This window comes from Nocardia sp. NPDC127526, assembly GCF_042672265.1.
In the GTDB taxonomy this organism is placed as follows: Bacteria; Actinomycetota; Actinomycetes; order Mycobacteriales; family Mycobacteriaceae; genus Nocardia.
The window spans coordinates 1-9,090 of sequence record NZ_JBHXVO010000028.1 but is presented as its reverse complement, the minus strand read 5'-3'; the positions used below and the strand labels follow the sequence as shown (position 1 = coordinate 9,090).

The window sequence follows — 9,090 nt, the reverse complement described above, 5'->3', positions numbered from 1 at the left end:
TGCCCCTGGGGGGTGTTTCGCCCCCACCCCCCCCCCGCCTTGCCCCCCCCCCCCCCCCCCCACGCCGGGATGACGAGCGGGGCTGCCGGGACGGCGAGCGGGGCTGCCGGGACGGCGAGCGGGGCTGCCGGGACGGCGAGCGGGGGTGCCGGGAGGGCGAGCGGGTCTGCTGTGCAGTTGAGCGGGGCGGGTGAACTTGCCGCTCGGCTGGCCGCTGATCCGGTGATCGGGAAGTACCTGGGGCAGGAGCGGATTTGGGAGTTGCTGGATCCGGCGCGGTACCTCGGCTCGACGACGGAGTTCATCGCCGCCGCGTTGCGCGACTGGAAGGAACGGGCGCGATGAGCACCGCAGGTGTGGATGCGCTGGTCGCAGAGTGGGAGACGGGGACGATGGCCGCGGTGGTTGGCGCGCTGGGCGGTCAGCCGTGTATCGACGGGTGGAAGGTGGTCGGGCGGTGAGTGTTTCGGTGAACTTTGTGGCCGAGGGGCCGGAGGATGGACCGGTCGTGGTGCTCAGCGGGTCCATCGGGAGTGATCTGCGGATGTGGGAGGCGCAGGTTGGGCCGTTGACCTCGGCCGGGTATCGGGTGGTTCGAGTCGATCATCGCGGGCATGGGGGGTCGCCGGTGCCGGAGGGGCCGTACCGGCTGGCGGATTTGGGTGGGGATGCGGTGGGGCTGTTGGATCGGCTGGGGGTGGAGCGGGCGCATTGGGTGGGGTTGTCGTTGGGCGGGATGGTGGGAATGTGGTTGGGGGAGAACGCGGGGGAGCGGCTGGCGTCGTTGACGCTGTGCTGTACGGCGGCGGAGTTGCCGCCGGTCAATTGGGCCGATCGGGCGCGGATCGTGCGGGAGAAGGGGATGGGGTGGCTGGCGGAGACGTCGATGAACCGGTGGTTCACGGCGGGGTGGCAGCGGGATAATCCGGAGGGGGTGCGCTATTTCAGTGCGATGGTGGCGAGTCAGCCCATCGAGGGGTATGTGTCCTGTTGCGCCGCAATCGAAACCATGGATATCGCGGCGGGGTTGGGTGGGATCACGACGCCGACGCTGGTGATCTCCGGGGCGGATGATCCCGCGACCACCCCGGAGGACGGGCGCAGGATCGCCGCCGCCATTCCGGGGGCGCGGTTCGAAATCGTCGGTCCCGGAGCGCATTTGGCGACCACCGAGGCCGCGGCACAGGTCAATCCGCTGATTCTGGAGCATGTGAAGGAGAATTCGTGAGCGAGCGCGCGGAGCAGGGTATGGCGGTGCGCCGCGAGGTGCTGGGCGATGCGCATGTGGATCGCGCGGTGGCTCGCACCACCGACTTCACGCGGCCCTTCCAGGAGTACATCACCGAGGCCGTGTGGGGCTCGATCTGGACGCGTCCGGGCTTGGACAGGCGGACGCGCAGTTGCGTTACGCTGGCCGTGCTCACCGCCCTCGGGCGGCACGAGGAGATCGCCATGCATGTGCGCGCCGCGCTGCGCAATGGCCTCACCTCGGAGGAGATCGCCGAAGTGCTGCTGCACACCGGCGCGTACGCGGGCGTGCCCGCCGCCAATGCCGCCTTCGCGATCGGGCAGCAGGTGCTGGCCGAGATCGCGGCGGAACGCTCGGGCGAGGAGGATCGATGACCGGTGAGCCGGACGGCTCGGGCGACCCTGCGCTGGGCGCAGCGGAGGACACCCCGTTGAGCGCAGCGGACGACACCGCCCGGGGCGCGCATTATGTGCAGTCGCTGGAGCGCGGGCTCGCGGTCATCAAGGCGTTCAGCGCGCACAGCCCGCAGCTGACGCTCTCCGATGTCGCCCGCTCCACCGGCCTCACCCGCGCCGCCGCCCGCCGCTTCCTGCTCACCCTCGCCGACCTCGGTTACGTCCGCACCGACGGCAAACGCTTCTCGCTCACGGCCAAGGTGCTGGAGCTCGGCTACTCCTACCTGTCCAGCATGACCCTGCCCGAGGTCGCGCAACCGCACCTGGAACAGCTCTCCGCGCAGGTGCGCGAATCCAGTTCGGTCTCCGTGCTGGACGGCTCCGACGTGGTCTACGTGGCGCGCGTCGCCGCCTCCCGGATCATGACCGTGAGCATCAATATCGGCACCCGCTTCCCGGCCTACGCCACGTCGATGGGGCATGTGCTGCTGGCCGGCCTGCCCGCCGCCGAACTCGACGACTATCTGCGCGAGACGACCCTGGACCGCTTCACCTCGAATACCGTCACCGACCCGGCCGTCCTGCGCGCCGAGCTGGAAAGCGTCCGCTCCCAGGGGTATTCGATCGTCGACCAGGAATTGGAGGAGGGCCTGCGCTCGGTGGCCGTTCCGGTGCGCGATGCGACCGGCGCGGTCGCCGCCGCGGTGAACATCTCCACCCACGCCACCCGCCGCACCCTCGACGACATCCACGCCGAACTGCTGCCGCGATTGCGCACCGCCGCGCAGGCCATCGAACGCGATCTCGCCGCCGCCAAACCCATAACCCGCCTGGGCTGAGCTCGCCGATCACCCGCCGCACCTGAATCAGCAGGTCCGCTCGCCGCGGAATCAACCGCGCCCCGGTGCGTTGGCATTGGGCATGAGCTCGGTGCTGCAACAGACTCGCTTCTCGATCCTGGACCGTTCGCGCCGGCGGCAGGGGCAGACGCATCCGGAGGCGCTGCGGGAGACCGTCGAGTTCGCGCGATTGGCCGAGCGCTGGGGCTACCACCGCTTCTGGGTCTCCGAACACCACAGCGTGCCCGGCGTTTCCGGCTCCGCGCCCACGGTGCTGGCCGCCGCCGTGGCCGCGGCCACCGAGCGCATCCGGGTCGGCACGGGCGGGGTCATGCTGCCCAACCATCAGCCGCTGGTGGTGGCCGAACAGTTCGGCGTCCTGGAGTCGCTCTATCCGGGCCGCATCGATATGGGCCTGGGCCGATCGGTCGGCTTCACCGACGGCGTCCGCCGCGCCCTGGGCCACGACAAACGCGATGCCGAGGATTTCGACGCCCAGCTCGGCGAACTCCGGGACTACCTGGCCGGCGGCCGCCTGGGCGTGCACGCCTGGCCGGCCGAGGGCCTGCGCATCCCCGCCTTCCTGCTCGCCGTCGGTTCCGGCGCCGAGCGTGCCGCCCGCTTCGGACTGCCCCTGGTGATCGCCCAGCTCGCGGGCGAGGACGCCATGGTCGAGGCGATCAACCGGTACCGCGCCGACTTCCGGCCCGGCTACTGGGGCAGCGAACCCTACGTCGTCGTCTCGGTCTCCGCGGTCATCGCCGATACCGAGGAGCAAGCGCACCGCCTGCTCCTGCCCGAGGCGTGGTCGGCCGCCTACTCGCGCACGCACGGCGAATTCCCGCCCCTGATCTCTCCCGACCAGATCGATCGCGAGCCCATGACCGACCGCCAGCGCCGCCTCTTCGAGGAGTCCCTGCGCGGTCACATCCACGGCCCCGAGGCCACCGTCACCGCGGCCCTGGCAGGTCTGGTCACCCGCACGGGCGCGGACGAGATCCTGGTGCACACCAGCACTTACGATCGCGCGGCCCGCCTCGAATCGCATCGCCGCCTGGCGGCGGCCGTCGGGTTGCTCGCGCCCGCGACCGCCTGAAATCCACCCGGCTGTCGGACCCCTGTGCCAGGATCGGCTCATGTCCTATGTGGCCGACCCCCGCGTCGACGCCTATATCGACGCGCTACCCGACTGGCAGCAGCGAATCTGCCACGAGGTGCGGGATCTCGTGCACGCCGCCGATCCGGAGGTCGAGGAGACCATCAAGCGGACCGTGCAGCCGTATTTCGTTCTGCAGGGCAATATCTGCGCGCTGCTGGCCGCCAAGACGCATGTGAACGTCTTCCTCTACGACGGTGCGATCGTGCCCGATCCGGAGGGGATCATTACCGGCGGGCACGACAACAAGACGGCGCGCACGGTGGCCGTCAAAGAGGGCGAGAAACTCAATGCCCCTGCGTTATTGGCGATGTTCGAGCAGATCATCGCCAACAATCGCGCGGGCGGCTGGCGCAAGCTGAAAGGCTGAGATCGATGAATTCCGTACGCCCGGGCCGTCTGTAGTGTCATGGGAAAACTGACATATGGCATGAATGTCACGGTGGACGGCTACATTGCCGACGCGAAGGGGGAGATTCCCGATGTCGGACCGGACGAAGAGGTACACCAGTTCTGGAACGACCGCGTCGGCGACACCGCGTTGTCGCTGTACGGCCGCAAGCTGTACGAACTGATGGCGGGATACTGGCTGACCGCCGACCAGAACCCGGACATCACCCCGATCGAATCGGAGTACGCCCGATTGTGGTGTGCGATGCCGAAAGTGGTGTTCTCCCAAACCCTCACCTCAGTCGACTCGAACTCACGCCTGGAACGGGGTGATGTGGTCGAGGTCGCGAAGAAGCTCAAGGCCGAGACCGACGGCATGCTGGAGGTCGCCGGCGCCACCGTGGCCGCGCCGCTGGTCCAGGCCGGTCTGGTGGACGAGTTCCTGGTGATGGTCAGCCCGGTCGTGGTCGGCGGCGGCACCCCGTTCTTCCCGACCCTGGAGCAATGGGTCAAGCTCGAGCTGGTGGAGAACCGCACCTTCCCCGCAACGGGCTCGGTCCTGCTCCGCTTCGTCCCGGTGCGCGACTAGATCAGTTCACGTGCACGGTGTGGAGCCCGATGAGGTCCTCGACCGGTCGGCCGGTCCCACCCCGGCACGGCGGTTCGGTGCCGTCGAAGATGGCGTCGAGGACCTCCGCATGGTCGAGCGTGGCCGGCAGCCGGTGCGATGCGCGGGCGCTGACAATGACCGCGTGCAGCACCGCGGCGTAGATGTACGAGCGGGGCACGGTCAGCCGCCACCCGCAGCGCTCACGTTCGCACAGCCGTGCCTCGATGGTGTCGAGCACGTCCACGATGACCTGGATCTCCATCCGGTCGGGATCATCGCAGGGCATGACGACCACCGAGGAACGCTGTGCCATAACCGAATACCGCGATCCGCAAGAGCGTGAGCAGTGATCTGCGCGGTGCGGCGGGTTCCCGTGCCGCGCGCGGGTCGAGGATCATGCGCCCGGCCGCGACCAGTGCGGTGCGCGCCCGCCGCCGCACCCGGCAGGTCTCCACCCCGCACCCGAGGTGCAGTTGCATGGCGGTGTGGGCTTGGGCGGTGCTCAACTCGCCGGGATCGGCGTAGCACGACCACAATCCGCGCACCGAATACCCGGCAGTGGGCGACTCGGGAGCCGGGTGCCGTGCGCCGGCGGTCTGCTGATTTTCGCGGTCGACGCGTTCGATGATCGCCTGCACCGACCATTGGTTCGTGCTGGACATTGCCACTGGCCTCCCTGTCGTCACTGCCGTCCGTTGGCCCAGCACATCACCGGCGACATATCCGAAAACATAGAATCTGAATATTCAGATCAGGTAGCCTGAAATCCCAAGACAGAAGGCAGATCTGCCGCGAAGCAATATTCAGATTCGGTTGTCAGGTGTATTCACTTTCGGGGGTAGCCATGGCAGAGGACGAGTCGCCGACCCTGTTGCGCCGCCAGCTGGGCCGGTTTCTGCGGGAACGGCGTCAGGCGACCGGCTTGACTCTCGAGCAAGCGTCGGTCCAGGTTCAGCTCAGCTTCAACGCATTACAACGCCTGGAAGCCGGCCGCACCGTCAAGCCCCGCCGACAGGACGTGCGGGAGCTGTGCATGCTCTACGAGGTCGACGCAGACGAGACCGAGCAGGCTGTCGGACTGGCATACCGGGCTGCCACGGCCAAAGACGAGGATGGGATCTTCTCGCTCGGTGGGTTGTTCAGCGACGCGTTCAATATGTACGTCGGCATGGAACGTTCTGCCCGCCGCCAGGTCACCTACCAAGAGCAGATTCCCGGACTGCTGCAAACCGCGGACTACGCCCGTGCTGTCTTTCACGCCTTTCCTGGCTTCGCGAGCGCGGACGATATCGAAAGGCGCGTCGACATCCGCCTGAAACGGCAAGTGATCGTAACCCGTAAGGCCAATCCGCTGACGGTCGAAGTCTTGCTGCACGAAGCCGCGCTGCGCCGTGTCGTCGGCGGCAACCGCGTCATGGCCACCCAACTGAAACACGTCGCCGACCTCAGCACGAAACCCAATGTGACAGTGCGGATTCAACCGTACTCAGCCGGGTACACCTGGGGTTTCCAACATGGTCCATTCGTGCTGCTGGACTTCGGCACCGACGCCAAGAACAGGCAGATCGAGCCGCCGGTCGTCTACGTCGAGGGGCGGCTGACCAGCGACCTTTACATCGAAAAGCACGACGATGTCCAGCGCTACATTGAATTGGCCGAAGCCATCCGAGCCGAAACGCTGGATGAGGTGCGATCGCGAGACCTGGTGCGCCGGGTAGCAAGGGAGTTTGAACGTGAACATTGACCCGGCCCGAGCAGACTGGTTCAAGAGCAGTTACAGCGAAACCGGTTCCCAGTGCGTCGAAGTCGCGTTCCTCGATGAGGGCATGGTCGGAGTGCGCGACTCCAAGGACCCCACCGGCCCCGCACTGGTTTTCACACCCGGCGAATGGGACACCTTCACCGCCGGTCTAGCCGCCGGCGAGCACCTCTAGATCTGAAACATCACCGACCGGGAACTGGTGGCGGACCCTTCTCGGGTTTTGCCGCCACCAGTTCCCGGTCGATGTCGTTTCACTTGCCCGAATCGCGGGCTGTGCCATTCACTCCCAGCGGGCGGAGTCCGGGTCTATGCCGTGGGTGCGGGCATTCGCGTAGATGATGTCGCGGAACCACGCGCACAGGCCGGGTTCGAAGGCGTCGTAGTAGTCGGCGTAGCCGGGTTCTTCGATGAACATGCGGGCCATGCAGGACTGCATGGAACGGGTGCAGTCGAAGTATCGGGACATCAGGGCGCGGTGGCGCTCGGCCAGCGCATTGGCTTCGGCCGAGCCAGGGGAGACGCCGTCGCGTTTGGCGGTGGCGAGATCGGCGTTCAGCTCATTGGTTTCGGCGGTGATCCGGGTCCAGTCGGCGGGAGTCCAGTCGGCGGTGCGGTCGGCCCACTGCGCCCACTGCGCGCTGTCGCCCCAGCGCTGTTCGGCCTCCTCGATCCACTCGGGCTGCCAGTCGCTGCCGAAGATCTCGACCTGTTGTTCGGGAGTCAGCTGCATCCCCTTGGCCGACGCCTCGAGCATGCGATCCACCGCACCGACCATGCTCTCCAGCCGGGCGATCCGGTCGACGAGTTCGGTGCGCTGCCGCCGAAGGTGCTCGCGCGCGTCGGTGGCGGGATCGTCCAGCAACTGGGCGATCTGAGCCAGCGGAAAGCCAAGCTCGCGATAAACCAGAACGCGATGGATACGGGCGATATCGGCGGGCGCATACAGCCGATACCCGGCCGAGGTACGGTCGCTCGGCCGCACCAACCCGATCACATCCCAATGGTGCAGCGTCCGCACACTGAGCCCGACAAGCCCGGCCGTCCGCCCCACGGTAAGCCCATCATCGGCGTACTCACCGGCAACGGACTGTTCGGGAACACGGAAGCCAGATGCCATCGCCCCAGTATCGCGCATCGGCCACAACCCCCGGCCACCGCGCAAAGCTCACCCGCCTGCAAAGCTCACCCGCCTGCACAGCTGACCAGACTGCGGGGCTCACCCGACTGCGCGTCTCGGACGACTGCTGCAGCTCACATGATTGCGCGGCTCACCCGACTGCGGCGGCTTGGACGACTGTGCGGGGCGGACGACTGTGGCGACTCGGCTGGACTGTGCGGACGACTGCGGCGACTCGGCTGGACTGTGCGTCTCGGACGACCGCGGCGACTCGCGTGAGTGTGCGGCTCGCATGATTGCGGCAGCTCGGACGATTGCGGCAGCTCGTACGACTGCGCGGCCTGCACGACTGTGCGGCTCAGATGACTGCAGCGGCTGGGACGACTGTTCGGGTCGGACGACTGCGGTGGTTCGCAGGACTGTGCGGGTCGGACGACCGCGGCGACTCGCACGACTGTGCGGCTCGCATGAGTGTGCGGCTTGGCCGACTGCGGCGGCTCAGACGAGCGTGGCGGCTATGTATTCGGCCGTGCGGGCCAGCAGGGCTTGGTCGTAGGGGGCGTCCTTGGTGGTCTTGCTGGACATGATCGCGATGACCAGTGGGGCGGAGGCCGGGGGCCAGGTGATGGCGATGTCGTTGAGGGTGCCGTAGTCGCCGGTGCCGGTTTTGTTGGCCACCGTCCAGTCTTGCGGGAGTCCGGCTCGGATGCGCTGGGCGCCGGTGAGGCTGCGCTCCAGTAGGTCGCGGAGGAAGGCGCGTTTGTCCTCGGGGAGGGCGTCGCCGAGGACCAGTTTTTGGAAGTTGGCGCCGAGGGCGCGGGGGGTGGTGGTGTCGCGCGGGTCGCCGGGCGTGGCCTCGGTGATGAGCGGCTCGACGCGATCCATGCGGGTGACGGAATCGCCCAGGGTGCGGGTGTATTCGGTGAGGCGCTCGGGGCCGCCGAGGTCGCGCACCAGCAGATTGCCCGCGGTGCCGTCGCTGTAGCGGACGGCGGCGTCGCACAGATCGCGAAGGGTCATGCCGGTGGCCACGTGATCACGGGTGATGAATGAGCTCTTCATGAGGTCGGCCTCGGTGTAGGTCACGACGGTATCCAAGTGCGACAGCGGATTTCGCTGCAGCACCGCGGCGGTGGCCAGCGCCTTGAACGTGGAGCAGAACGCGAAGGACTCATCGGCCCGGTGAACAATGGTCGCGCCGGTTCCGGTCGCCAGGGCGAAGACGCCGAGACGAGCGTCGAATTGGCGCTCCAACTCGACGAGCCGAGGATGATCGGCCTCGGCCGCGACCGCCGTCGTGGTCGTTTTGGCTGCGGCAGTGGCCGTTGGCGGCGCACTCGAGGTCTCTGTCCTCGCGCACGCAGCCACCGGTAACAGCAGCGCCGCCCCCAGTAGTGCGCGGCGGCTGACAATCGGCGAGCTCATCGCTGGTCCTCCCAGAAGTAGCAGCCTCGAGTGGGACGTTTCCTCGTCATTTCCTCGTCATTCCGGCGTGGGGGGTGGGGGGGGGGGAAGCGGGCGGGGGGGTTGGGGCCCCAACAAAACCCCGGGGTGCGGGGGGGGGACAAGGGG

The 9,090-nt window shown here is 67.7% G+C and carries 13 protein-coding genes; 9 read left to right on the top strand and 4 right to left on the bottom strand.

Features of this window, described 5'->3' with window-relative positions; translation table 11 throughout:
- The first annotated feature begins 177 nt into the window (after positions 1-177).
- The 7 genes from ACFVIV_RS31330 (at position 178) to ACFVIV_RS31300 (ending at position 4,618) form a co-directional block, all read left to right on the top strand.
- A complete protein-coding gene (locus ACFVIV_RS31330; protein WP_379202553.1) occupies positions 178-345 on the top strand; it encodes a hypothetical protein in 168 nt (55 codons plus the stop codon).
- A gap of 112 nt (positions 346-457) precedes the next feature.
- Positions 458-1,228, top strand: coding sequence for a 3-oxoadipate enol-lactonase (gene pcaD / locus ACFVIV_RS31325; RefSeq protein ID WP_379202552.1), 771 nt, complete (start codon positions 458-460; stop codon positions 1,226-1,228).
- A 20-nt stretch (positions 1,229-1,248) separates the two neighbouring features.
- Complete coding sequence (pcaC, locus tag ACFVIV_RS31320) at positions 1,249-1,623, top strand: 4-carboxymuconolactone decarboxylase (protein ID WP_379202712.1); 375 nt, start codon at positions 1,249-1,251, stop codon at positions 1,621-1,623.
- Entirely contained in the window at positions 1,620-2,483 is an 864-nt protein-coding gene (locus ACFVIV_RS31315) for an IclR family transcriptional regulator (protein WP_379202549.1), read from the top strand. Before pcaC ends, ACFVIV_RS31315 begins: the two co-directional genes overlap by 4 nt.
- A gap of 82 nt (positions 2,484-2,565) precedes the next feature.
- Complete coding sequence (locus tag ACFVIV_RS31310; protein ID WP_379202547.1) at positions 2,566-3,579, top strand: MsnO8 family LLM class oxidoreductase; 1,014 nt, start codon at positions 2,566-2,568, stop codon at positions 3,577-3,579.
- Positions 3,580-3,619: 40 nt separating this feature from the next.
- A complete protein-coding gene (locus tag ACFVIV_RS31305) occupies positions 3,620-4,009 on the top strand; it encodes a DUF1801 domain-containing protein (protein ID WP_379202545.1) in 390 nt (129 codons plus the stop codon).
- Between the two features lie 39 nt (positions 4,010-4,048).
- Entirely contained in the window at positions 4,049-4,618 is a 570-nt protein-coding gene (locus ACFVIV_RS31300; RefSeq protein WP_379202543.1) for a dihydrofolate reductase family protein, read from the top strand.
- 1 nt (position 4,619) lies between these two features.
- Here the strand turns inward: ACFVIV_RS31300 and ACFVIV_RS31295 are convergent, their stop codons facing one another.
- Positions 4,620-4,934 carry a hypothetical protein gene (locus ACFVIV_RS31295; RefSeq protein WP_379202541.1) on the bottom strand — a complete coding sequence of 105 codons (315 nt, stop codon included), beginning with the start codon at positions 4,932-4,934 and terminating at the stop codon, positions 4,620-4,622.
- Complete coding sequence (locus ACFVIV_RS31290) at positions 4,912-5,301, bottom strand: hypothetical protein (protein ID WP_379202539.1); 390 nt, start codon at positions 5,299-5,301, stop codon at positions 4,912-4,914. Before ACFVIV_RS31290 ends, ACFVIV_RS31295 begins: the two co-directional genes overlap by 23 nt.
- A gap of 182 nt (positions 5,302-5,483) precedes the next feature.
- Between ACFVIV_RS31290 and ACFVIV_RS31285 the strand changes: the two genes are divergently transcribed.
- Together ACFVIV_RS31285 and ACFVIV_RS31280 are read left to right on the top strand one after the other, a co-directional pair.
- Complete coding sequence (locus ACFVIV_RS31285) at positions 5,484-6,383, top strand: helix-turn-helix domain-containing protein (protein ID WP_379202537.1); 900 nt, start codon at positions 5,484-5,486, stop codon at positions 6,381-6,383.
- Positions 6,373-6,573: a DUF397 domain-containing protein gene (locus tag ACFVIV_RS31280; RefSeq protein ID WP_379202535.1), complete on the top strand. Its 201-nt coding sequence runs from the start codon at positions 6,373-6,375 to the stop codon at positions 6,571-6,573. Before ACFVIV_RS31285 ends, ACFVIV_RS31280 begins: the two co-directional genes overlap by 11 nt.
- A gap of 108 nt (positions 6,574-6,681) precedes the next feature.
- Here ACFVIV_RS31280 and ACFVIV_RS31275 read toward each other — a convergent pair whose 3' ends face one another.
- Both ACFVIV_RS31275 and bla read right to left on the bottom strand, forming a co-directional pair.
- Positions 6,682-7,518 (bottom strand): MerR family transcriptional regulator, encoded by an 837-nt coding sequence (locus ACFVIV_RS31275; RefSeq protein ID WP_379202533.1) that lies wholly within the window; start codon positions 7,516-7,518, stop codon positions 6,682-6,684.
- A gap of 498 nt (positions 7,519-8,016) precedes the next feature.
- Positions 8,017-8,943, bottom strand: coding sequence for a class A beta-lactamase (gene bla / locus ACFVIV_RS31270; protein ID WP_379202531.1), 927 nt, complete (start codon positions 8,941-8,943; stop codon positions 8,017-8,019).
- Between the last annotated feature and the right edge of the window lie 147 nt (positions 8,944-9,090).

Excerpts from the sequence above, each read along its gene's own strand:
- pcaC (WP_379202712.1), top strand. The coding sequence starts at position 1,249 with ATGGCGGTGCGCCGCGAGGTGCTGGGCGATGCGCATGTGGATCGCGCG.
- ACFVIV_RS31315 (WP_379202549.1), top strand. The coding sequence starts at position 1,620 with ATGACCGGTGAGCCGGACGGCTCGGGCGACCCTGCGCTGGGCGCAGCG.
- ACFVIV_RS31310 (WP_379202547.1), top strand. The coding sequence starts at position 2,566 with ATGAGCTCGGTGCTGCAACAGACTCGCTTCTCGATCCTGGACCGTTCG.
- ACFVIV_RS31305 (WP_379202545.1), top strand. The coding sequence starts at position 3,620 with ATGTCCTATGTGGCCGACCCCCGCGTCGACGCCTATATCGACGCGCTA.
- ACFVIV_RS31300 (WP_379202543.1), top strand. The coding sequence starts at position 4,049 with ATGGGAAAACTGACATATGGCATGAATGTCACGGTGGACGGCTACATT.
- ACFVIV_RS31290 (WP_379202539.1), bottom strand. The coding sequence starts at position 5,301 with ATGTCCAGCACGAACCAATGGTCGGTGCAGGCGATCATCGAACGCGTC.
- ACFVIV_RS31285 (WP_379202537.1), top strand. The coding sequence starts at position 5,484 with ATGGCAGAGGACGAGTCGCCGACCCTGTTGCGCCGCCAGCTGGGCCGG.
- ACFVIV_RS31275 (WP_379202533.1), bottom strand. The coding sequence starts at position 7,518 with ATGGCATCTGGCTTCCGTGTTCCCGAACAGTCCGTTGCCGGTGAGTAC.
- bla (WP_379202531.1), bottom strand. The coding sequence starts at position 8,943 with ATGAGCTCGCCGATTGTCAGCCGCCGCGCACTACTGGGGGCGGCGCTG.